The following is a 24,102-nucleotide window of genomic DNA, read 5'->3' as shown; positions in this document are numbered from 1 at the left end:
CGTTTTACCGCAGCATACCGGAGTCCATGCCATGCAGGATCGTAACTTTGACGATCTCGCGGATAAATTTTCGCAAAATATTTACGGCACCACCAAAGGCCGGGTGCGTCAGGCAATCGTCTGGGATGAGCTTGAAGCCTTGCTTCCCAGCCTGACGTCCTCGTCTCCCTCACTGAACGTGCTGGATGCGGGCGGTGGCATTGGGCAAATTTCCAGTGGACTGGCCGCGCGGGGCCATCAGATTCTGCTGTGCGACCTCTCAGGTGAAATGTTGCGGCGTGCCCAGGAAAATGCGGATGCGCTGGGTGTGAGCCATAACATGCAATTCAAACAAATTAGCGCGCAGCAGGTCGGTGAACATTTGGATAAGCCGGTGGATCTGGTATTGTTTCACGCTGTGCTTGAATGGGTCGCTGAACCGGAAACCGTGCTGAAAGCCCTGTTTGATACATTGCGGCCGGGAGGCGTGCTGTCATTGATGTTTTATAACCTGCATGGGTTAACATTACGCACCCTGACGCTGGGCAATTTGGGTTACCTTCGTACCAACTTAACCAAGCGTAAGAAGCGCACGCTGTCACCGGACTTTCCGCGCGATCCTGACGATGTGTCACGCTGGTTACAGGCCTGCGGTTTCCAGATTGAACAGCGTGCCGGGATTCGGGTGTTCAGCGACTATATGAAGCCGCCTAAAGGCGAGCCAAAAAGCGACGACGAAATCATTGAGATGGAGCGGCGTTTTTGCCGTCAGGAACCCTTTTTAAGCTTAGGGCGTTACATCCACGTGACCGCGCGCAAACCCGGGCAGAAGGACGAATTATGAGTGAATTTTCCCAGACGGTACCGGAGCTGGTATCCTGGGCGCGCAAGAACGACTTCTCCCTTGCGCTGCCCGTTGAACGTCTGGCTTTTTTGCTGGCCATCGCCACGCTGAATGGCGAGCGCATGGACGGAGAAATGAGTGAAGGTGACCTGGTCGATGCGTTTCGTCATGTCAGCAAAGCGTTTGAACAAACCAGCGAAACCGTACTGGTGCGGGCCAACAACGCCATCAATGATATGGTGCGTCAGCGCCTGTTGAACCGTTTCACCAGTGAATTAACTGAAGGCAATGCAATTTATCGTCTGACGCCGCTGGCCATCGGCATCACGGATTACTATATCCGCCAGCGCGAGTTCTCCACGCTGCGGCTTTCCATGCAGCTTTCCATCGTTGCCGCTGAACTTAAGCGTGCCGCCGACGCGGCGCAGGAGAATGGCGATGAATTTCACTGGCATCGTAACGTATTCGCGCCGCTGAAATACTCCGTAGCCGAAATCTTCGACAGCATTGATATGACGCAACGCCTGATGGATGAGCAGCAGCAGGCGGTGAAAGCGGATATTGCGGAGCTACTGAATAAAGACTGGCGCGCCGCGATTTCAAGCTGTGAAATGTTACTGTCGGAAACTTCCGGTACGCTGCGTGAATTGCAGGATACGCTGGAAGCGGCTGGTGACAAACTCCAGGAAAATCTGCTGCGTATTCAGGATGCGACGCTGGACAGCCCGGATTTGGGCTTCGTCGATAAACTGGTGTTCGATCTGCAAAGTAAACTCGACCGCATCACCAGTTGGGGACAGCAGGCCATTGACCTGTGGATTGGTTATGACCGCCACGTGCATAAATTTATCCGCACCGCTATCGACATGGACAAAAACCGTGTTTTTGCCCAGCGCCTGCGCGTATCCGTACAGAACTATTTTGACTCACCCTGGGCGCTGACTTATGCCAATGCCGAACGTCTTTACGATATGCGTGACGATGAGCTGACGCTGCGTAATGACGAAGTGATGGGCGAATTACCTGCTGAACTGGAGTTCGAAGAATTTAATGAAATTCGCGAGCAGCTGGCGGCCATGATCGAAGAAGCCTTAACGATTTATAAAACGCAGCAAAAACCGCTTAACCTCGCCGCCGTCATGCGCGACTATCTGGCCCAGTACCCGCGCGCGCGTCACTTCGACCTTGCGCGCATTGTCGTGGACCAGGCGGTGCGATTAGGTGTAGCGGAAGCCGATTTAGCCGGTTTGCCTGTGGAATGGCAAGCCATTAATGATTACGGAGCCAAGGTGCAGGCACATGTCATCGACAAATATTGAACAAGTGATGCCGGTTAAGCTGGCACAGGCACTGGCAAATCCGATTTTTCCGGCGCTGGACAGCCAGTTACGTGCCGGTCGCCATATTGGCATTGAAGAGCTGGATAACCACGCTTTTCTGATGGATTACCAGCAGTATCTGGAAGAGTTTTACACGCGCTACAACGTTGAGCTGATTCGTGCTCCAGAGGGCTTTTTCTATCTGCGTCCACGCTCAACCACGCTGATTCCCCGTTCCGTGCTTTCCGAACTGGACATGATGGTCGGGAAAATCCTCTGCTATCTGTATCTCAGCCCGGAACGCCTGGCGAATGAAGGCATTTTCACGCAACAGGAACTCTATGATGAACTGCTGTCCCTGGCGGACGAAAGCAAGCTGCTGAAGCTGGTTAACCAGCGTTCAACCGGGTCGGATCTCGATCGGGCTAAGTTACAGGAAAAAATGCGTGCGTCCTTAAGCCGCCTGCGCCGTCTGGGCATGGTGTGGTTTTTTGGCAACGACAGCAGCAAGTTTCGTATTACCGAGTCTGTCTTCCGCTTTGGTGCCGATGTCCGTAGCGGTGATGATGCGCGTGAAGCGCAACTGCGCCTGATCCGCGATGGCGAAGCGATGTTGCTGGACAACACGACGGCAGCCACAGAGGCTGATGACAGTGAAGAGAATGACAGCGATGCGGGTGATATCGCGGAGGAAGAGCAGGCATGATTGAACGCGGCAAATTTCGTTCGCTAACCCTGATCAACTGGAACGGGTTTTTTGCCCGAACCTTTGATCTGGATGAACTGGTCACCACGCTGTCGGGCGGGAACGGGGCAGGTAAGTCCACCACAATGGCAGCCTTTGTCACGGCGCTGATTCCTGACTTAACCCTGCTGCATTTCCGTAACACCACCGAAGCGGGCGCAACCTCAGGCTCACGCGATAAAGGCCTGCACGGTAAACTGCGGGCAGGCGTCTGCTACGCGATGCTGGACGTAGTGAACTCACGCCATCAACGTGTGGTGGTCGGGGTCCGGTTACAGCAGGTGGCAGGACGTGACAAAAAGGTTGATATCAAGCCCTTTAGTATCCATGGCCTGCCCACGGATACGCTGCCCACAGACATGCTCACGGAAATTCTGAACAGCCGTCAGGCGCGCGTGTTACCGCTTAATGAGGTCAAAGAACGCGTCGAGGCGCTGGAAGGTGTCCAGTATCGGCAGTACAGCTCGGTAACGGACTATCACGCGATGATGTTTGATCTGGGGATTGTGCCGCGTCGTCTGCGTACCGCCAGCGACCGCAGTAAGTTTTATCGCCTGATTGAAGCCTCTCTGTACGGCGGTATCTCCAGCGCCATCACCCGTTCTCTGCGCGATTATCTGTTGCCTGAAAACAGTGGCGTGCGTAAAGCGTTCCAGGACATGGAAGCTGCGCTGCGCGAGAACCGTATGACGCTGGAAGCGATCCGCGTAACCCAGTCTGATCGCGATCTGTTTAAGCACCTGATTTCTGAAGCCACCAGCTATGTATCGGCCGACTATATGCGTCATGCCAATGAACGACGCATCCACCTGGATAGCGCACTACAGCTGCGCAATGAACTGTTCACCAGCCGCAAGCAGCTGGCGTCGGAGCAGTATCGCCACGTGGAAATGGCACGAGAGCTGGCTGAACACAGCGGGGCAGAGAACGATCTTGAAATCGATTATCAGGCGGCCAGCGATCACCTGAATCTGGTGCAGACGGCAATGCGCCAGCAGGAAAAAATTACCCGTTATGACAGTGATATCGAGGATCTGACACTTCGCCTGGAAGAACAGAGTGAAGTCGTGGCCGAAGCGCGTGAAATCCAGGAAGAAAATGAAGCCCGTGCTGAAGCGGCCGAACTGGAAGTGGATGAGCTGAAAAGTCAGCTGGCCGATTTTCAGCAGGCGCTGGACGTGCAGCAAACCCGTGCCATTCAGTATCAGCAGGCGTTACAGGCTCTGGAACGTGCGCGTTCGCTGTGTGAATTGCCTGAGCTGAACATTGACAACGCGGCGGAATGGCAGGCCAGCTTCCAGGCCAAAGAAGAAGAAGCAACCGGGCAGTTGTTGCGCCTGGAGCAGAAACTGAGTGTGGCCGAAGCGGCGCACAGTCAGTTTGAACAGGCCTTATCGCTGGTGACCAGCATTGCCGGTGAGGTCAGCCGTAAAGAGGCCTGGCAAGTCGGGCGCGATCTCCTGCGTGATGCTAGCAATCAGCGTCACCACGCCGATCAGCTTGCTTCACTGCGCCTGCGTCTGAGCGAACTTGAACAGCGCCTGCGCGAGCAGCAGGAGGCAGAACGTCTGCTGGCGGAATTCTGCAAGCGTCAGGGGCAGCAATATGAGCCTGATGCGCTGGAAGGATTGCAGCGTGAACTGGAAGCCCAAATCGAGCAGCTGAACAGCAGCGTTGCCGATGCGGGCGAACAGCGTATGTTGATGCGTCAGGAGCTGGAACAGCTCCGTCAGCGCATCGCGACGTTGACCGCGCGTGCGCCGCACTGGCTGGCTGCGCAAGAAATCCTGACGCAGCTCAGCGAGCAAACCGGTCAGGCGTTGACCAGCAGCCAGGACGTTACGGAATACATGCAGCAGCTGCTGGAGCGGGAACGTGAAACCACTGTTGAACGTGATGAAGTGGCCGCAAGGAAACGTGAAATTGAGCAGAAGATTGAGCGCTTGAGCCAGCCGGGCGGTGCGGAAGATCCGCGACTGAACCAGCTGGCCGAACGCTTTGGCGGTGTGCTGCTGTCTGAAATTTATGACGATGTCACGCTCGACGATGCGCCTTACTTCTCCGCCCTGTACGGCCCGTCACGTCACGCCATTGTGGTGCCCGATCTTTCGCTGGTGCGTGAGCAACTGGATGGCCTGGAAGAGTGCCCGGAAGATCTCTATTTGATCGAGGGCGATCCGCAATCTTTTGATGACAGCGTGTTCAGCGTCGACGAGTTACAAAATGCCGTCGTGGTCAAGGTGGCCGAGCGCCAGTGGCGCTATTCCCGCTTCCCTAAAATCCCGCTTTTCGGCCGGGCGGCACGCGAAAACCAGCTGGAGTTGCTCAATAACGAACGCGATCGTCTGGCGGAACGGTATGCCACCCTGTCGTTTGACGTTCAAAAGACGCAGCGGCTTCATCAGTCATTCAGCCGTTTTATCGGTAGCCATCTGGCGGTCGCCTTTGATGACGATCCCGAAGCGCAGATTCGTCAGCTTGGCGCCCGTCGGGGTGAGCTGGAACGTGCGCTCAACCAACATGAAAGCAACAATCAGCAGCAACGTCAGCAGTTTGACCTGGCCAAAGAGGGCGTTGCGCAGCTTAACCGCCTGTTGCCGCGCGTGAATCTGTTACTGGACGACACGCTGGCAGACCGTTGTGAAGAGATCCGTGAGCAGGTGGAAGACGCGCAGGAAGCCGCACGCTTCCTCCATCAGCATGGGGCAAAGCTGGCCAAACTTGAACCGATGCTGGCGGTGCTGCAGAGCGATCCGGAACAGCACGATCAGTTGCAGGCAGATTACCAGCATGCACAGCAGCAGCAGCAGCGCGCGCGTCAGCAGGCTTTTGCGCTGACCGAGGTGGTACAGCGTCGCGCCCACTTCAGCTATGACGACTCGGCCAGTATGCTCGGTGGCAACACCGATCTGAGTGATAAGCTGCGCCAGCGTCTGGAGCAGGCGGAAGCGGAGCGCAGCCGCTGCCGTGAGCGCCTGCGCGCCCATCAGTCGCAGCTGACCCAGTATTCTCAGGTGCTGGCATCGCTGAAAAGCGCTTATGACGCCAAACGCGACATGCTGAAAGAGTTGCAGCAGGAGATGCAGGATATCGGTGTGCAGGCCGATGCCAGCGCGGAAGAACGCGCCCGTATCCGCCGTGACGAGCTTTATACCGCGCTTAGTCACAATCGTGCCCGTCGTAACCAGCTGGAGAAACAGCTCACCTTCTGCGAAGCCGAAATGGACAATCTGCAGAAGAAGCTGCGCCAGCTTGAGCGCAACTATCATCAGATCCGCGAACAGGTGGTCAGTGCCAAAGCAGGCTGGTGCATGGTGCTGCGTCTGGTGAAGGACAATGGCGTGGAGCGGCGTCTGCATCGTCGGGAGCTGGCTTACCTGAGCGCGGATGAGCTGCGTTCAATGTCGGATAAGGCACTCGGTGCGCTGCGCCTGGCGGTGGCGGATAACGAACACCTGCGCGATGTGCTGCGCCTGTCGGAAGATCCCAAACGGCCAGAGCGTAAAATTCAGTTCTTTATCGCCGTGTATCAGCATCTGCGCGAACGTATCCGTCAGGACATTATCCGTACCGACGATCCGGTTGAAGCCATCGAACAGATGGAAATCGAGCTGAACCGTCTGACGGAAGAGCTGACTGCCCGCGAGCAAACGCTGGCCATCAGTTCACGCAGCGTGGCGAACATTATTCGCAAAACGATTCAGCGTGAACAGAACCGTATTCGCCAGCTGAACCAGGGGTTACAGACCGTCAGCTTTGGACAGGTGCGCAGCGTGCGGCTCAACGTGAACGTGCGGGAAACACACGCGATGCTGCTCGATACCTTGTCCGAGGAGCATGAACAGCATCAGGATCTGTTTAACAGCAACCGACTGACCTTCTCGGAAGCGCTGGCAAAACTGTATCAACGCCTCAATCCACAGATCGATATGGGACAGCGCACGCCGCAGACAATTGGTGAAGAACTGCTGGATTACCGTAACTACCTGGAGATGGAAGTCGAGGTGAATCGTGGCTCCGATGGCTGGCTGCGTGCAGAAAGTGGTGCGCTCTCTACCGGTGAAGCGATTGGTACCGGTATGTCAATCCTGGTCATGGTCGTGCAGAGCTGGGAAGAGGAATCACGCCGTCTGCGTGGGAAAGATATCTCACCCTGCCGCTTGCTGTTCCTGGATGAAGCCGCCCGTCTGGATGCGCGTTCAATCGCCACGCTGTTTGAACTCTGTGAGCGCCTGGAGATGCAACTGGTCATCGCTGCACCTGAGAACATCAGTCCTGAGAAGGGCACGACCTACAAACTGATGCGTAAGGTGTTTAACAACACGGAACACGTTCATGTCGTGGGATTACGGGGTTTCGCCGCCGATCCGCTGCCTGCCAAACGCGGCAGTGAAGCCGATTCGGCCAGTGAAACGACGACATAATATTCGTGCGGCAAAGATAGTCAAAAACAGCGCCATTGGTTAATCTGGTAACGGCATTTGTCGCAGGAGGCAAATGCCGTTTTTGTTTGTATACTCAGTCATATGAGTAACAGCCCGATTGCAGCTTTTTCCTCTCAGGCTGCGCGGTAGATTAATGAAGGGGGCAGGGATGTTACTGAATAAAGGCTTAACAATTCATCAGGTTAGTTCATGGCTGGTGCTGGCACTTGCCCTGAGTCCGTGCGTGTCGTCCCAGGCGGCTATCATCGCGGCCATGCCCGGTGTCCATTCGACCCAGGCCAGCACCTCTGTTTCTGCCAGTCAGCAAAAAATTCGCCAGGCGTTTGCCAGTGACAGTCAGCCTTTTTACGGTGCTTCACTGGCCGCCCTGTATGCCGCGCGAAATATGCAACCGATCTGGCAGGATCATGACGCCGTGCAGAAGTTTCAGCAGCAGCTGGCTGAGGTAGCGTTATCCGGCGTCCAGCCACAATTTACCCGGTGGGTGGAGCGTTTGACCGATCCATCCATTACCGGATTCGCCCGCGATGTGACACTGTCCGATGCCATGCTGGGTTATCTGCAGTTTGTCTCATCGGTTCCCGCCCAGGGGGAAACGTGGCTCTACAGTACGGTGCCCTATAAGTTGGCGGTGCCGTCGGTGTCCGTCATTAATGCCTGGCAAAACGCCGTGAATGCGGGGCGGGCAGCGGCCTTTGTGAATTCGCTGGAACCGCAACATCCGCAGTATCCCTTAATGCACAAAGCGTTAATAAACCTGCTTAACGATAAACAGCCGTGGCCGCAAATCAAAAATCGCGACACGGTAAGGCCCGGTCAGGTCAGTGATGATGTACCGGCACTGCGGGAAATCCTGCGGCGCAGCGGTATGTTAAGTGCACAGACGACGGCACCTGCACCGAATGACGATGCGGTTCCTACGGCGCCAGTTACGGTCAGCCACAGTGAACCTGTCGCGGTCAGCCCGTCTGCCGTTGCCGTGAACGCTATTCCGCCGCCACCGCCAGGCGCGCCGGACAACGTACAAGTGGCACCTACGGCGACAAGTGGCGTCAATGTCTATGACGATAATCTGGTCGCAGCGGTAAAACGCTTTCAACAGTGGCAGGGGCTGGACGCGGATGGAGCCATTGGTCCGCGTACACGTGAATGGCTGAATGTGTCACCTCAGCAACGTGCCGCCCTGCTGGCGCTGAACATTCAACGCCTGCGTTTGCTGCCGGATGATATGCACAACGGCATTATGGTCAACATTCCCAATTACTCGTTGAATTATTACAACAACGGCACCCGGGTGCTGACATCGCGGGTGATTGTGGGCCGGCCAGACCGTAAAACGCCACTGATGCGCAGCGCGCTCAACAACGTGGTGCTGAATCCGCCCTGGAATGTGCCTACCACGCTGGTGCGCCAGGACATCATTCCAAAAGTGAAACAGGACCCGACGTACCTGTATAAGCACGGATATACCCTGCTGTCGGGCTGGAGTGCGGATGCGGAGGTGATCGATCCCACCATGATCGACTGGAGCATGGTGTCTGCCTCGTCGTTCCCGTACCGAATTCGTCAGGCGCCGGGGCAGACCAATTCACTGGGCCGTTTCAAATTTAATATGCCCAGTTCAGATGCTATCTATTTGCACGACACGCCCAATCATAATCTGTTCCAGCGTGATATTCGCGCACTCAGCTCGGGCTGCGTGCGGGTCAACAAAGCGTCAGAACTGGCGGGCATTCTGCTGCAGGATGTAGGCTGGAATGATGCCCGTATCTCAGGGACGTTAAAACAGGGTGATACGCGCTATGTGCCTATTCGCCATCGGATACCGGTTAACCTGTATTATTTAACCGCCTGGGTCGCGGATGATGGTAAAACGCAGTTTCGTACAGATATTTACAATTATGATAATACTGCCCGTTCCGGGAGTCTGGTGCTGAGTCGCGCGCAGCAGTTGCTCCTCTAACGGTTGATTTTTAACCGTAAGTGCGCATTGCGCACGGGAAGATGACCTGAGAAAGGCGGTGTCTCCGATGAGGCGCCGTCTTCCAAACTTGCCAGACATGGGTTGACGTGCTACCGCGAGAAAGTTATGGTTCCGCCAGTGCGTTTTTTGCACGTGTCATTGGCTCTGTTCTCAGGTAAAACGCTTCATGTCTACAATTGATTCTGTCCGTCGCAAACTGTTGTTTTGCGGAAGTGCCGCTGCGGGACTGGCTTTGTTGCCGACGTCAGCGATGGCTTCACTCTCTACGTCACGACCGCGCGTCTTAACGCTGAATAACCTTCACACGGGTGAAACCCTCAAAACAGAATTCTTCAACGGTAAAAGTTACGACAAGAGCGAGTTATCGCGTCTTAACCATTTTTTCCGTGACTACCGCGCCAATAAAATCAAAAGTATCGATCCCCACCTTTTCGATCAGCTCTACCGCCTCCAGGCGCTGCTGGAAACGCGTAAGCCCGTTCAGCTGATCTCGGGCTACCGCACTCTGGCCACCAATAATATGCTGCGCGAATCTGGTCCTGGTGTCGCAAAACACAGCTACCACACCAAAGGTCAGGCGATGGATTTCCATATTGAGGGGATTAGTCTGGCGAATGTCCGGAAAGCCGCGTTAAAAATGCGGGCGGGTGGTGTAGGATATTACCCCAGCAGCAACTTTGTACATATTGATACCGGTCCGGTCAGGCACTGGTCGTAACGTCGGCAACGCTGCGGGTGCCGACCATGGAGCGTTATGAATTATCACATTATCCCCGTTACCGCCTTCGCGCAGAACTGTTCGGTTATCTGGTGCGACACCACACGTGAATCTGCGATAGTGGATCCGGGTGGTGACGCCGATACAATCAGGCAAACGCTGAAACAGCTTGATTTAACGCCTGGCCAGATCCTGCTGACGCATGGTCATCTTGATCATGTCGGGGCCGCGGCGGAACTGGCGGCCTGCTGGAACATACCACTGGTAGGCCCGCACAAACAGGATGCGTTCTGGCTTGAGGCATTGCCCACGCAGAGCCAGATGTTTGGACTTGAGTACTGCGCGCCGCTTACGCCCGATCGCTGGCTGGAAGAGGGGGACACTGTTCAGGTTGGTCAGGTTAATCTTGAGGTTCTGCACTGTCCTGGTCATACGCCAGGTCATATCGTGTTTTTTGACCGACAGGGGCGTTTACTGGTTTCCGGTGATGTGATCTTTAACGGTGGTGTAGGACGCACCGACTTTCCGCAGGGTAACCATCAGCATCTGATTGATGCCATCAAAAACAAAGTGTTGCCGCTGGGAGATGATGTGACGTTTTTGCCCGGTCACGGTCCGCTATCCACTTTAGGTCGTGAACGTCTGACGAATCCTTTTCTGCAATAAAAAATGGGCCAGTCAGGCCCATTTTTTTCATAAGGACAGGATTACAGCACGGCGACAATCGCTTCACACAGGGCAGACATATTATCGGGCGTCATCCCGGCCACGTTCACCCGGCCTGAGTTCACCGCATATACGCCAAACTCTTCACGCAGACGAATGACCTGATCTTTGGTCAGCCCGCTGAACGAGAACATACCGTTCTGCTTAATGATAAAGCTGAAATCCTGCTGCGCCCCTTTTTCCGCCAGCGTATTCACAAACAGCTGACGCATGCGCTGGATACGCTGACGCATATCGGACAACTCCTGCTGCCAGATGGTACGGAGCGCGTCATTTCCCAGGATGGTTGCCACCACTGCCGCACCGTGTGACGGTGGGTTAGAGTAGTTCGCGCGAATCGTGTACTTCACCTGACTGAAGGCGGTATCGGCCGTGGCTGCATCGCTCGCCACCAGCGTAATCGCACCCACGCGTTCATTATACAGACCAAAGTTTTTGGAATAGGAACTGGCCACAATCAGCTCCTGATGGCTGGCCGCAAACAGGCGCAGACCTGCTGCATCTTCTTCCAGCCCACGGGCAAAGCCCTGATAGGCGAAGTCAAACAGCGGCAACCAGTCATTGGCTTTGGAAAGCGCAGCCAGCTGTTGCCACTGCTCTGCTGTCGGATCGATACCGGTTGGGTTATGGCAGCAGCCGTGGAACAGCACCACATCACCGGCTTTAACCTCTTTCAGCGAGGCCAGCATGCTGTCAAAGTCCAGCGTATGGTTGACCGCATCATAATACGAGTATTCACACACCTCGAGACCCGCGGCGTTAAACACGTTTTTATGGTTCGGCCAGCTCGGGTTGCTGACCCATACGCGCTTCACCGACGTCTGCGTGGCCAGAAAATCCGCAGCGACACGCAGTGCACCTGTCCCGCCTGGCGTCTGCGCGGAACGTACGCGGCCCGCCGAAATCAGGGCGTTGCCTTTACCAAATAACAATTCCTGAGTGCAGTGTGCGAAATCCGGCAGACCGTCAATGCTCAGGTAATTTTTGCTGGTCTCGTTTTCCAGCAGATATTGCTCTGCTTTTTTAACGCTGGTGAGCACCGGGGTTTTCCCGGTTTCATCTTTATAAACGCCAATACCGAGATTAATTTTATTCGGGCGGTCATCGGCACGAAACAGATCGGCCAGGCCAAGGATAGGATCGGCAGGTGCAGCAGAGATCGATTCAAACATGAGTCGGGTCCAGTAGCGTGAACTTTAGCAAATGAAGCATCAGGTTAACGTCAGCACGGCGAAATGCCAACCGTTTGCGATAAAATTCATTGTCCGGTCGGCAGAATTACCGGTACTTATAGGGAGAAGGGGGCCACGTATCGGCTGCGCTGAATAAAGGCAATAAAAAACGGAGCCGAAGCTCCGTTTTTTGTACTGCATCAACAAACTTAGAACTGGTAAACCACACCCAGGCCGACTACGTCGTCGTTAGGAATGCCCAGTGGGTTGTTTTTGTCCAGCTGGTTGATTTTATAATCAACGTAGGTGGCCATGTTTTTGTTGAAGTAGTAGGTTGCGCCCACATCGAAGTATTTGTAGATATCCGCATCGCCGATACCTTCAATGTCTTTGCCTTTAGACTGAACGTAAGCCAGTGAAGGACGCAGACCGAAGTCAAACTGGTACTGTGCAACCAGCTCGATTTCTTGAGTTTTGTTAGCGAATGCATCACCGCTAAATGTCTGGCCGTTTACGTTGAACACACCGCTGATTGGTGTAGAGTTGCGGGTTTCACCGTACATCGCTGCCAGGTATACATTGTTAGCGTCATATTTCAGCGCAGTTGCCCAGTTTTCTGCATGCTTACCAGCACCAACGCCAGCGCCACGAGCGGTTACTGCGTTGTTGTTACTTACGGAACCGTCAGACTGGGTATTGGTACGATCGCTGCTGCTATAGGCACCTACGATACCCACGCCGATCGGAGAGGTGTACGAGGTTGAAATACCGTAGCCGTCGCCATTAGCACGACGAGGATCGGTACGATCGTTTTTGCCTTGATACTGAAGCGCAAAATTCCAGCCATCTACCAGACCAAAGAAATTGGTGTTGCGGTAGGTCAGCAGACCGCCGTTACGACCGTTCATGAAATTATCTGTGTAGCCTGAGTCGCCACCAAATACTGGCAGCATATCGGTCCAGCCGATTGCATCATAAACCACACCGTAATTACGGCCGTAGTCGATTGAGCCGGCATCGCCGAATTTCAGACCCGCAAAGCCCAGACGGGTTTTGTTACCGCTCTGCGCGTCAGAACCTTCAGAGTTATTACCCTGGATGTTGTATTCCCACTGACCGTAACCAGTCATCTGGTCATTGATCTTGGTTTCGCCTTTGAAGCCGAAGCGAATATAAGTCTGATCGCCGTCATCACCTGAGTTATCAGAGAACTGGTGACGTGCATCCACTTTACCGTACAGGTCCAGCTTATTGCCGTCTTTGTTATAAACTTCTGCTGCATTGGCTGCGCCAGCGGCGAGCAGAGCAGGGATAACCACTGCCAGAATGTTGCGCTTCATCATTATTTATTACCCTCATTGGAGTTATTTGGACACCTGCCACTGCCGTCAAGAAATCTTTACATGAACCTTGAAAGAAGTTTGGTGTCTCCTGTGTCTGCACGCATCTTTCCATCCCCCATCGGGTAATTCTACTGCGAAAATGCTACAAAAGTCGTAATCTTGTTTCAAAGATAAAAAATGTATTTCTAAATGTAAAAATAACGGAACTTTGTGAGTCATATCAAAATTTACAAAAATAAAAAAAGGCCGGCGAAGCCGACCTCTTTATATATATGAATTTCTTATATTAAATGCTGAAAATCAGAAGCTCGCATTACGTGGCGTACGTGGGAATGGAATAACATCTCTTACATTTTGTACGCCTGTGACATAGGCGATTAAACGTTCGAAACCTAATCCGAATCCGGAATGGGGAACGGTGCCATAGCGACGCAGATCACGATACCACCAGTAATCCTCTTTTTTCAGCCCCATCTCTTCCAGACGCGCATCCAGTACATCCAGACGCTCTTCACGCTGTGAACCGCCGATAATTTCACCAATGCCAGGCGCTAACACATCCATCGCGGCCACGGTTTTACCGTCTTCGTTAAGGCGCATGTAGAACGCTTTGATGTCTTTCGGGTAGTTTTTCACAACGACAGGCGCTTTAAAGTGTTTCTCCGCCAGGTAACGCTCATGCTCAGAAGACAAATCAATGCCCCAGGAGACAGGGTTCTCAAACGTCTGGCCGCAGTTCATCAGAATCTCGACGGCATCGGTATAGTCGACCTGCGCAAAGTCTGTGGTAACAAAGCGCTCCAGACGAGCGATGGCGTCGTTATCAACGCGCTCGGCAAAGAACGCCATGTCGTCTGCACGTTCTTCCAGGACGGCTTTAAATACATACTTCAGCATGGCTTCCGCCAGATCGGCCGCATCATCCAGGGAGGCGAAGGCTATTTCCGGCTCCAGCATCCAGAATTCGGCGAGATGACGGCTGGTGTTGGAGTTTTCGGCCCGGAAGGTGGGGCCAAAGGTATAAATTTTTGACAGCGCACTGGCGTAGGTTTCGCCGTTGAGCTGGCCGGATACCGTAAGGAAAGCTTCCTTACCAAAGAAGTCTTCTGAAAAGTCGACTTTGCCCTGATCGTCACGCGGCAGGTTTTCCAGATCCAGCGTTGATACGCGGAACATTTCACCCGCACCTTCGGTATCGGAAGCGGTAATCAGCGGCGTAGAAACCCAGAAATAGCCGTTCTCATGGAAGAAACGGTGCAGCGCCTGCGCCAGCGTGTGACGAACACGGGCTACGGCACCAATCAGGTTCGTGCGTGGACGCAGGTGGGCGACTTCACGCAAATACTCAATGCTGTGACGTTTGGCCGCCATAGGATAGCTGTCGGGATCTTCCACCCAGCCTACCACCTCCAGCTTTGTCGCCTGGATTTCAAACGCCTGCCCCTGCCCCGGAGATGCCACAACGGTACCGGTGACAATGACGGAGCAGCCGGTAGTCAGGCGCAGCACTTCGTCCTGGTAATTATTCAGAGAATTATTGACGACGGCCTGAACGGGATTAAAGCAGGAGCCGTCATACACGGCGATAAAGGACAGACCGGCTTTTGAATCTCTTCGGGTACGTACCCAACCACGTACGGTGACTTCACTGTCAACCGCGACGCGACCGTGCAGTACATCCGCTACAGGCACTACGCTCATAAATATCTCTCTATATAGAAGAAGTGTGTGAATGAATTCCCCAGACTGGGGTGTTGCTATGTTACTTGCGAGTCAACAGGAAACAAGCAAAATTCAGGGGGAAGGGCAGATTTATTGCCAGGAAAGCGGGGCGCAGAGCGCCCCAGTCACATAGCGCTTAGCTGGCTTTTTTTACCAGCGGCAGGTCAAAGGCTTTTCTCAAGGCTCTGACGAAGGCTTTATCCTGACAAATGGTTTTGCCCGGACTGTCTGACAGCTTGGCAACCGGCTTCCCGTTACACTGCACCAGCTTAATGACAATATTGAGTGGCGTCACGCCGGGAATATCGCAGGTCAGTCGGGTGCCAATGCCAAACACCACGTGAGTACGCTGACCAAAGTGGCGATAGAGCGCCAGCGCTTTATCCAGATTCAGGTTGTCGGAGAACACCAGGGTTTTACTCTGTGGATCTATGCCCAGTTGCTGATAATGCGCCAGGGCTTTTTCACCCCATTCAACCGGATCGCCCGAATCATGGCGTAAACCCTGGTAACGGCGGGCGAAGACCGGGCCGAAGTCGCGCAGGAAGGCGTCCATAGCGATGCAGTCCGTTAACGCAATACCCAGTTTGTCATCATATTCATCCAGCCAGGCCTGTAACGCGGCCCGCTGGCTGTTCGCCAGCACCGGACTGATTTGCTGAAAAGCCTGAAACCATTCGTGCGCCTGCGTGCCGACAGGCGTCAGTTCAAGACGGCGGGCCAGATCATAGTTGCTGGTGCCCATCAGCCAGGGAAAGTCCTGCTTCAGCGTACTGACAATGGCTTCCTGCACCGACCGGGAATAGCGGCGACGGGTACCAAAATCCATCAACCGAAAACGTGACATATCGGTATCCGCAATTTGCGTTTTAAACGTCGCCAGTTTCTGGTGCAGAAAGTCCACGGCCTGCTGACTGCCGGTGTGTGGTGTACGATGGCGATGCACCACTTCGCTGATCAAAGCCAACAGGGGAACTTCCCACATGATGACCTCACGCCAGGGCCCCTGAATTCGGATGGCCAGCTTGCCGTTGTGATTTTGCACGTCGACCTGCTGGGGGTCATAGCGAAAATTGCGCAGCCAGTTAAGGTAGTCGTCAGCAAAGAAGGGGAGGTCAGATAACCAGGCATATTCGGCGTCGGTCAGCGCCAGCGTCTGCATGGCACTGATCGCTGCACGGATTTCGTCAGCATAAAAACCCAGTAACTCATCGCTGCGGCAGCGAAACTCCGCCGCTACCGTAACATCATAGTAGCGGTGGAAGACGGCTTGCTGCATATGAAGCTTATACGCGTCAGTATCCAGCAGCGAAGTCAGTATCGGGGAAGCATGTCCTGTCATGGCGCGTTTCGGCATCCTGTTCGGTGGCGCAGAGCCCGGTGTATTAAACGTCACAAAGACGCAAAAGTATAAATCACTAACAGACGGCGATCACAGCATATTTCAGGATAGCGAGTCGAGGCCGAATTGTGTCATTGTTAAGAAAGTGTAGCCATTTTGCCCACGACATGCATTACGCATGGCAAGCTTAACGCATCAGGCTTAGACTTTGACGGGTAAACTATTCATTGCGAGACGAAATATGACGCAGCAGCCAAAAATAAAATATCGCCACGATTACCGGGCTCCCGATTATACCATCACCGATATTGATTTAACCTTTGAACTGGATGAGTCGACCACGCGCGTCACGGCCATCAGTCAGGTTAAACGCCAGGGTGATAACGGGGCTGAATTGCGTCTGGACGGTGAAGATCTGACCCTGATCTCGCTGGAAGTTAATGGCCAGGCCTGGACGGCTTATAAAGAGGAAGAAGGCGCACTGGTACTCAGCCAGTTGCCAGACAGTTTCACGCTGAAAATCGTGAATGACATCCATCCTGACCGCAACAGCGCGCTTGAAGGATTGTACAAGTCCGGTGAGGCACTTTGTACGCAATGTGAAGCCGAAGGCTTCCGCCATATTACCTGGTATCTGGATCGGCCGGATGTGCTGGCGCGTTTCACGACCACCATCATTGCCGATGGCAACCGCTATCCTTTCCTGTTGTCGAACGGCAACCGTATCGACAGTGGTCATGACGAGCAGGGACGTCACTGGGTTAAATGGCAGGATCCGTTCCCGAAGCCCTGCTATCTGTTTGCGCTGGTGGCAGGTGATTTTGACGTGCTGCGCGACAGCTTTACCACGCGTTCGGGGCGTGATGTCGCACTGGAGATCTTTGTTGACAGAGGCAATCTGGACCGCGCCGACTGGGCAATGACCTCGCTGAAAAACAGCATGAAGTGGGATGAAGAGCGCTTTGGCCTGGAGTATGACCTCGACATCTTTATGATTGTCGCGGTGGACTTCTTTAATATGGGCGCGATGGAGAATAAAGGGCTTAACATCTTTAACTCCAAATATGTGCTGGCAAAAGCCGAAACCGCAACCGATAAGGATTACCTGGGGATTGAGGCCGTGATAGGCCATGAATATTTCCACAACTGGACCGGCAACCGCGTCACCTGTCGTGACTGGTTCCAGTTGAGCCTCAAAGAGGGCCTGACCGTCTTCCGCGATCAGGAGTTCAGTTCAGACCTGGGATCGCGCGCCGTTAATCGTATCGATAATGTCCGTATCATGCGCGGCGCGCAGTTTGCTGAGGATGCCAGTCCGATGGCGCACCCGATCCGGCCGGATCAGGTGATCGAAATGAATAATTTCTACACCTTAACCGTGTATGAAAAAGGATCGGAAGTGATCCGCATGATGCATACCTTGCTGGGAGAGGAGAACTTTCAGAAAGGGATGCAACTGTACTTCAAACGGCATGACGGCAGCGCCGCCACCTGCGATGATTTTGTTCAGGCGATGGAAGACGCGTCTGGCGTTGATCTGTCTCAGTTCCGCCGCTGGTACAGCCAGTCAGGTACACCAACCGTCACGGTACGCGACGACTACAATCCGGAACTGGAGCAGTACACGTTGCACGTTACGCAACACACGCCACCGACAGCCGATCAGAAAGAAAAGCTGCCGCTACACATCCCGCTGGATATCGAACTGTATGACGGCCAGGGCAAGGTGATTCCGTTGCAGCGCGATGGCCATCCTGTGCATCACGTCCTGAACGTGACGGAAGAGTTCCAGACGTTTACGTTTGATAACGTCTATTTCCAGCCGGTGCCGTCACTGCTGCGTGAATTCTCCGCACCTGTGAAACTTGATTATAAGTGGAGCGATGCCCAGCTCACCTTCCTGATGCGCCATGCCAGTAACGATTTTTCCCGCTGGGATGCGGCGCAAAGTCTGCTGGCAACCTATTTACGTCTCAATGTTGCGCGTCATCAGCAGGGGCAGCATTTGTCACTGCCGCTGCACGTTGCCGATGCTTTCCGCACCGTGCTGCTTGACGCAGACAGCGACCCGGCATTGACGGCGCTGATTTTGACGTTGCCGAGTGAGAACGAAATTGCCGAGCTGTTTGAGATTATCGATCCGCAGGCCATTGCGCTGGTGCGCGAAGCGTTGGTCCGTACGCTGGCGCGTGAACTGGCGGATGAATTCTTTGCCGTGTATAACGCCAATCAGCAGGCGGACTATCACGTTGATCATGCGGAAACAGGCAAACGGTCACTGAAAAACATCTGCCTGTACTATCTGGCGTTTGGTGACATGGATCTGGCCGATAAACTGGTTCAGGCACAGTATCAGCGCGCGAATAATATGACCGATTCCCTGGCGGCACTCTCGGCCGCCGTGGCGGCGCAGTTGCCGTGCCGTGACGCTTTACTGGCTGACTATGACGATCGCTGGCATCGCGATGGCCTGGTGATGGACAAATGGTTTATGTTGCAGGCCACCAGCCCGGCGCAGAATGCGTTACTTAACGTGCGCCGGTTGCTGTCGCACCGTTCGTTCAGCATGGGGAACCCCAACCGTATTCGTTCATTGATCGGTGCCTTCGCATCGGGGAACCCCTCGGCCTTCCATGCCGAAGATGGCAGCGGCTATCGCTTCCTGGTCGAGATGTTGACGGATTTAAATACCCGAAATCCGCAGGTTGCGTCGCGCATGATTGAGCCATTGATTCGTCTGAAACGTTACGATACTCGCCGTCAGGCGCTGATGCGCCAGGCGCTGGAGCAGCTACAGGGTCTGGAGAAACTGTCGGGCGATCTGTACGAGAAAATTACCAAGGCGCTTAACGCCTGATAAAAAACGGCGGGCCATGGCCCGCCGTTTCATCAGCGCTGTTGCGCATAGCGCGGCGGTTTATCTGCCGCACTGCGACGCATCACCCGATCCAGCACCTCCGCTTCCAGCTCGGCCAGACGGGCGGAACCCCGCCGCCGGGGACGCGGCAAATCAACCTGCAAATCCAGCCCAATCCGACCTTCCTCAATCAGCAGAACCCGATCCGCCATTGCAACCGCCTCACTGACATCATGAGTGACCAACAGCACCGTAAAATTGTGTTGCTGCCACAGTGATTCAATCAGCTCCTGCATCTCAATTCGGGTTAACGCATCGAGCGCGCCGAGTGGCTCATCCAGAAGGAGCAGACCGGGGCGATGAATCAGGGCGCGAGCCAGTGCCACGCGCTGTTTCTGACCGCCAGACAGGGCGGCAGGCCAGTCACTGGCGCGATCGGCCAGCCCAACGGCCGCCAGCGCCTCGTGTGCGGCTTCCCGCCAGGCATTGCCCCGCAGACCAAGTGCCACGTTATCAATCACTTTTTTCCAGGGCAGCAGTCGCGCATCCTGGAACATCAGACGGGTTTCGTCGCGCGCCGTGTGCAATGGCGCAGTGCCGGCCAGTAGCTGACCCTCAGTGCTGTTTTCCAGCCCGGCCAGCAAACGCAGCAGGGTACTTTTGCCGCAGCCGCTGCGGCCCACGACGGCCACAAATTGTCCAGACGGTATGTGCAGGTCAATGTTATTAAGAATCGTACGCTCGCCATATTTTTTGCTGACGCCCTTTACACCAACCGGCGTACCGGCCGTCAGACGCGCCGGGATAGCGGAGTTAATCATGCTGCTTCCTCCTTATGTTGATAAGCCGGATGCCAGCGTAACCAGACACGTTCCAGCAGTAGCGCACTGACATCGGCCAGTTTCCCCAGCAGGGCATAAAGAATAATGGCGACCATCACCACATCGGTTTGTAGAAATTCACGGGCATTCATGGCCAGGTAGCCAATCCCGGCGTTAGCGGAAATGGTTTCAGCCACAATCAGCGTGAGCCACATTAATCCCAGACCAAAACGCACGCCGACCATGATGCTCGGTAACGCACCCGGCAATATCACCTGCACAAACAGGCTCCAGCCCGATAAGCCATAGCTGCGTGCCATTTCAACCAGCCCCCGATCCACGTTGCGAATGCCGTGATACGTATTCAGATAAATCGGGAACAGTGTGCCCAGCGCCACCAGAAAAATTTTGGCGGTTTCATCGATACCAAACCACAGGATGACCAGCGGGATAAGCGCCAGATGAGGCACGTTACGTAACATTTGTACCGAGGTATCCAGCAGGCGCTCGCCCAGACGTGAGGTGCCGGTAATCAATCCCAGCACTAACCCGATCGAACCGCCGATGCTAAAGCCCAGCAGCGCGCGCCAGCTGCTGATAGCCAGATTCCGCCACAGCTCGCCGCTGGCGGCCAGTTGCCAGAAGGTGGTGACGATCTTCTCCGGTGCCGGCAGGATACGGCTGGAGAGCCAGCCGGTCTGCGACGCAATCTGCCAGACCACGACCAGTAACACCGGTAACAGCCAGGGCACAAGCGCCGCTGAGAAGGATTGACGTAATCGGATCATGGCGATCTCCTCAGGCCCGTGCGGCTTTTTTCTCGGGGGTAAAATCGTTCGCAACTGCTTCACCGTGCGCCTGAACGACCCGAGGTTGAGGCACTTCAGGTATCTTCAGATCCAGATGGGAAAACAGCAGCTCGCCCACGCGATAGGCTTCTTCCAGGTGCGGATAGCCGGAAAGAATAAAGGTTTCAATGCCCAGCGCTTCGTACTCTTTCATTCGCGCCGCTACGGTTGGGGCATCGCCCACCAGCGCGGTACCGGCACCGCTGCGAACCAGCCCAACGCCAGCCCAGAGATTGGGGCTAATCTCCAGTTTGTCACGGCGACCTCCGTGCAGGGCGGCCATGCGTTGCTGCCCAACGGAATCGGTACGCTGGAAAGCGCTTTGCGCTCTGGCAATAGTGGCGTCATCGACGTTAGCAATCAGTTTGTCGGCGGCCTGCCAGGCTTCTTCATTGGTTTCACGGACGATGACATGCAGGCGGATACCAAAACGAACCTGGCGGCCCTGAGCAGCGGCTTTAGCGCGTACCTGTTCAATTTTTTCTTTTACCAGTTCAGGCGGCTCGCCCCAGGTGAGGTACACATCAACCTGTTCAGCGGCCAGATCCTGAGCGGGCTCTGATGACCCGCCAAACCACAGCGGTGGACGAGGCTGCTGCACCGGCTTAAACATCAGGCGCGCCCCGCGCACATGCACATGCTTGCCCTCGTAGTCCACTGTTTCACCTTCCAGCACCCGGCGCCAGACGCGGGTGAACTCGGCCGATTCGGCATAGCGTTCACGATGGTCGAGGAAAACGCCATCACCTGCCAGCTCTTCGGGATCGCCGCCCGTTACCAGATTAAACAGTGCACGTCCGTTAGACAGACGATCGAGCGTCGCGGCCTGGCGGGCGGCCTGAGTCGGTGAAATCACGCCAGGGCGCAGGGCAACCAGAAAACGCAGGCGCTGAGTGACCGGAATTAATGAGGCGGCCACCAGCCAGGCATCTTCACACGAGCGGCCGGTCGGGATTAGCACGCCACCAAAACCCAGGCGATCGGCTGCCTGCGCGACCTGCTGCAGATACGCATGATCGACCGGGCGCGCACCTTCGGCCGTGCCAAGGTAGTGACCGTCACCATGGGTGGGCAGGAACCAGAATACGGAAACACTCATTTTTCTCTCCTTATTGCGTCACGCTACGGGGATGCCAGATGCGATCGGCAATTGATACTTTCACGGGAATCAGGTGATTGGCATAAAACAGATCGGCGGTTTTCTGTTGTAACGCAACAGTGTGCGCGCTGACCGGACTGACCGGGCTAGGGGGACGATGATCCAGATTACTGGCAATGACCGCCTCAGGCAGGCCAATGGAGGTGGCAAGCAGATGAATGCTCTGGTCACGTTCGCTGCGCGTCAGCGCTTCCGCATCGCTAAAGGTTTTGAGCGTTGCTAAGACAAAGTCATTATGGTTCTGGGCGAATGCGCGCGTCGCAAGGTAGAACGGACCGGTCTGATTGAGTGTGGTACCGTCTTTTAAAACGCGAACGTGCCCCTGAAGCAGCACTGCGGAATAATAGGGATCCCATATCGCCCAGGCATCAACGTTACCCTGCTGGAAGGCAGCGCGGGCATCGGCAGGCGTAAGATAAACCGGCTGTATATCTTTGATTGACAGGCCGGCCTCCTCCAGTGCGCGCAGTAACAGGTTGTGCGAGCTGGAGCCTTTCTGAAAGGCCACTTTTTTGCCCTTCAGGTCGGCCACCGATTTCAGCGGGCTGTCCTGGCTGACCAGAATCACCTCGGCTTTGGGCTTAGGCGGCTCCGAGCCGATATAGAGTAAATCTGCCCCCGCCGCCTGGGCAAAAATGGGCGGAATATCGCCGGTACTGGCAATATCAATACTGTTAACGTTCAGGGCTTCCAGCATTTGCGGCCCGGCTGGAAATTCAACCCACTGTATTTTGGTCTGAGGGAAACGCGTTTCCAGTAACCGGTGAGCTTTTGCCAGCACCATACTGACCGATCCTTTCTGGTAGCCGATACGCACCTGTTCGGGGGCTGGCTCAGCAGCATAAACCTGAGTTCCCGTTATCAACATCCCTGCCAGTAACCACGCGCTTACTATCCGTTTCATGCTTAATCCTTATACTGCCCAGGCAACCGGTTGATGACGGCGTGACAATGCCAGTGAGAAAGAATCCACCGCCTCATCCAGGCGGGTGGCCAGAAGGGGATCCAGTTCTGGCTGACGATCGTAATGCGTGATCTGTTTATCTTCGGCATAAACCCCATGAAGCACTTCTTCCGCTTTCAGCGCGTTTAAAACGGGCTTGAGCGCGTAATCCAGCGCCAGCATGTGGCCTGCGCTGCCACCACTGGCAAGCGGCAGCACGACTTTGTGGGCCAGTGCGCGTTCGGGCAACAGATCCAGCACCGTTTTCAGCGCACCCGAGAAAGACGCCTTGTAAACGGGCGTAGCAATCACCAGACCATCGGCGGCAGACAAATCCTCACTCAGCGCCAGAATCGCCGGGGAATCAAAGCGGGCGTTAATAAGGTCTTCCGGCTGAAAGTTATGAATATTCCACGGAATAACTTCCACGCCGCGCGCTTCCAGTTTGTGCTGGCACAGCGCCAGTAACGAGGTGGACCGTGAAGGGAACCGTGGACTGCCTGCCAGGGTAAGCACTCGCATTCACTACTCCTTATAACTGAAAGTTATTGATTATCTGTTGTTGAGAACTCAGGCTTTCATCCTGGCAGAGGCCACGGCAGGGCTTAAATGATTTTTCTGACAATCTAAAGGTGAAAACCGCAAAAGGAAGATAAGGCGTGGCATCTGGAATCCAGGAGAAAACCGCTACGACAAATCTTAAAAACGGCCTGGTACGCAACGGGATACATTAATCAGGATGAATGAATTCTCTGTGGCGGATGGATTTCGTACATTTGGTTACTTGAATATCGCAATATTGAAATAAATCCATGAAAGAAAAGAATGGTCTTCTCTGACTGTGGGTTATCAAAATGGAAAAAGCGAAAAAGATTCGATGTTTCAACGGGATTTTGTGATGCCGTAAGCCTGAGTTTAAGACAGGGTCCACAAAAGTATCAATAAACAGGGCCAGCATTTATAAAAATTTTAATGGAATTTCACAACTGGTTACAGGCGGCAGGGCGAAAGTGAAAAGGGGACTGATGTATTTATTAAATGATTTCTCAACAAAGTGACGAAAGGTAAGTGATTAAACTTTAGTTTTTCTTACGATGGTTTTTGCCTGTGCTGCCTCCGCACGATATTGAGGCAG

17 protein-coding genes are annotated in these 24,102 nt (G+C 54.5%); 8 read left to right on the top strand and 9 right to left on the bottom strand.

The window, feature by feature from the left end; all coding sequences use genetic code 11:
* Positions 1-31 precede the first annotated feature (31 nt).
* The 7 genes from cmoM to RAC60_RS06430 all read left to right on the top strand — a co-directional run bounded on the left by cmoM (position 32) and on the right by RAC60_RS06430 (position 10,700).
* Complete coding sequence (gene cmoM, locus RAC60_RS06460) at positions 32-823, top strand: tRNA uridine 5-oxyacetic acid(34) methyltransferase CmoM (protein ID WP_375093048.1); 792 nt, start codon at positions 32-34, stop codon at positions 821-823.
* Complete coding sequence (mukF, locus tag RAC60_RS06455; RefSeq protein WP_033737632.1) at positions 820-2,142, top strand: chromosome partition protein MukF; 1,323 nt, start codon at positions 820-822, stop codon at positions 2,140-2,142. Before cmoM ends, mukF begins: the two co-directional genes overlap by 4 nt.
* Entirely contained in the window at positions 2,123-2,848 is a 726-nt protein-coding gene (mukE, locus tag RAC60_RS06450; RefSeq protein ID WP_006118636.1) for a chromosome partition protein MukE, read from the top strand. The genes mukF and mukE overlap by 20 nt, the downstream gene beginning before the upstream one ends.
* Positions 2,845-7,311, top strand: coding sequence for a chromosome partition protein MukB (mukB, locus tag RAC60_RS06445; protein WP_375093045.1), 4,467 nt, complete (start codon positions 2,845-2,847; stop codon positions 7,309-7,311). Before mukE ends, mukB begins: the two co-directional genes overlap by 4 nt.
* 169 nt (positions 7,312-7,480) lie before the next feature.
* Positions 7,481-9,295 (top strand): L,D-transpeptidase, encoded by a 1,815-nt coding sequence (ldtD, locus tag RAC60_RS06440; RefSeq protein ID WP_058701022.1) that lies wholly within the window; start codon positions 7,481-7,483, stop codon positions 9,293-9,295.
* A gap of 187 nt (positions 9,296-9,482) precedes the next feature.
* On the top strand, positions 9,483-10,034 hold the full coding sequence (locus RAC60_RS06435; protein WP_033737630.1) for a YcbK family protein: 552 nt from the start codon (positions 9,483-9,485) through the stop codon (positions 10,032-10,034).
* A gap of 36 nt (positions 10,035-10,070) precedes the next feature.
* Positions 10,071-10,700 carry an MBL fold metallo-hydrolase gene (locus RAC60_RS06430; protein ID WP_058701021.1) on the top strand — a complete coding sequence of 210 codons (630 nt, stop codon included), beginning with the start codon at positions 10,071-10,073 and terminating at the stop codon, positions 10,698-10,700.
* Between the two features lie 41 nt (positions 10,701-10,741).
* On the opposite strand, the gene RAC60_RS06425 is transcribed toward RAC60_RS06430, so the two are convergent.
* From RAC60_RS06425 to pncB, 4 genes are all read right to left on the bottom strand, one after another.
* Positions 10,742-11,932 carry an amino acid aminotransferase gene (locus tag RAC60_RS06425; protein ID WP_375093043.1) on the bottom strand — a complete coding sequence of 397 codons (1,191 nt, stop codon included), beginning with the start codon at positions 11,930-11,932 and terminating at the stop codon, positions 10,742-10,744.
* 209 nt (positions 11,933-12,141) lie between these two features.
* Complete coding sequence (gene ompF, locus RAC60_RS06420; RefSeq protein ID WP_058701020.1) at positions 12,142-13,275, bottom strand: porin OmpF; 1,134 nt, start codon at positions 13,273-13,275, stop codon at positions 12,142-12,144.
* A 300-nt stretch (positions 13,276-13,575) separates the two neighbouring features.
* Positions 13,576-14,976 carry an asparagine--tRNA ligase gene (gene asnS, locus RAC60_RS06415; protein WP_039341285.1) on the bottom strand — a complete coding sequence of 467 codons (1,401 nt, stop codon included), beginning with the start codon at positions 14,974-14,976 and terminating at the stop codon, positions 13,576-13,578.
* Positions 14,977-15,133: 157 nt separating this feature from the next.
* Complete coding sequence (gene pncB, locus RAC60_RS06410) at positions 15,134-16,339, bottom strand: nicotinate phosphoribosyltransferase (RefSeq protein ID WP_039341282.1); 1,206 nt, start codon at positions 16,337-16,339, stop codon at positions 15,134-15,136.
* Between the two features lie 241 nt (positions 16,340-16,580).
* Here pncB and pepN point away from each other — a divergent pair, with 241 nt between their 5' ends.
* Positions 16,581-19,196, top strand: coding sequence for an aminopeptidase N (gene pepN / locus RAC60_RS06405; protein ID WP_039341279.1), 2,616 nt, complete (start codon positions 16,581-16,583; stop codon positions 19,194-19,196).
* A 32-nt stretch (positions 19,197-19,228) separates the two neighbouring features.
* On the opposite strand, the gene ssuB is transcribed toward pepN, so the two are convergent.
* The 5 genes from ssuB to ssuE are packed head-to-tail and all read right to left on the bottom strand — an operon-like array spanning position 19,229 to position 23,489.
* Positions 19,229-20,017 (bottom strand): aliphatic sulfonates ABC transporter ATP-binding protein, encoded by a 789-nt coding sequence (gene ssuB, locus RAC60_RS06400; protein WP_033737625.1) that lies wholly within the window; start codon positions 20,015-20,017, stop codon positions 19,229-19,231.
* Positions 20,014-20,805 (bottom strand): aliphatic sulfonate ABC transporter permease SsuC, encoded by a 792-nt coding sequence (gene ssuC, locus RAC60_RS06395; RefSeq protein ID WP_033737624.1) that lies wholly within the window; start codon positions 20,803-20,805, stop codon positions 20,014-20,016. The genes ssuB and ssuC overlap by 4 nt, the downstream gene beginning before the upstream one ends.
* A gap of 10 nt (positions 20,806-20,815) precedes the next feature.
* Positions 20,816-21,964 (bottom strand): FMNH2-dependent alkanesulfonate monooxygenase, encoded by a 1,149-nt coding sequence (gene ssuD, locus RAC60_RS06390; protein ID WP_058702715.1) that lies wholly within the window; start codon positions 21,962-21,964, stop codon positions 20,816-20,818.
* A 10-nt stretch (positions 21,965-21,974) separates the two neighbouring features.
* Complete coding sequence (locus RAC60_RS06385; RefSeq protein ID WP_006118649.1) at positions 21,975-22,928, bottom strand: sulfonate ABC transporter substrate-binding protein; 954 nt, start codon at positions 22,926-22,928, stop codon at positions 21,975-21,977.
* 9 nt (positions 22,929-22,937) lie between these two features.
* The gene (gene ssuE / locus RAC60_RS06380) at positions 22,938-23,489 is read right to left on the bottom strand and encodes an NADPH-dependent FMN reductase (RefSeq protein WP_039341268.1); all 552 of its coding nucleotides are present in this window, start codon (positions 23,487-23,489) and stop codon (positions 22,938-22,940) included.
* Positions 23,490-24,102: the final 613 nt, after the last annotated feature.

This window comes from Pantoea sp. BR_17 (assembly GCF_041955125.1).
Classification (GTDB): Bacteria; Pseudomonadota; Gammaproteobacteria; order Enterobacterales; family Enterobacteriaceae; genus Pantoea; species Pantoea stewartii.
This window is presented reverse-complemented; position numbering and strand designations above follow the sequence as displayed.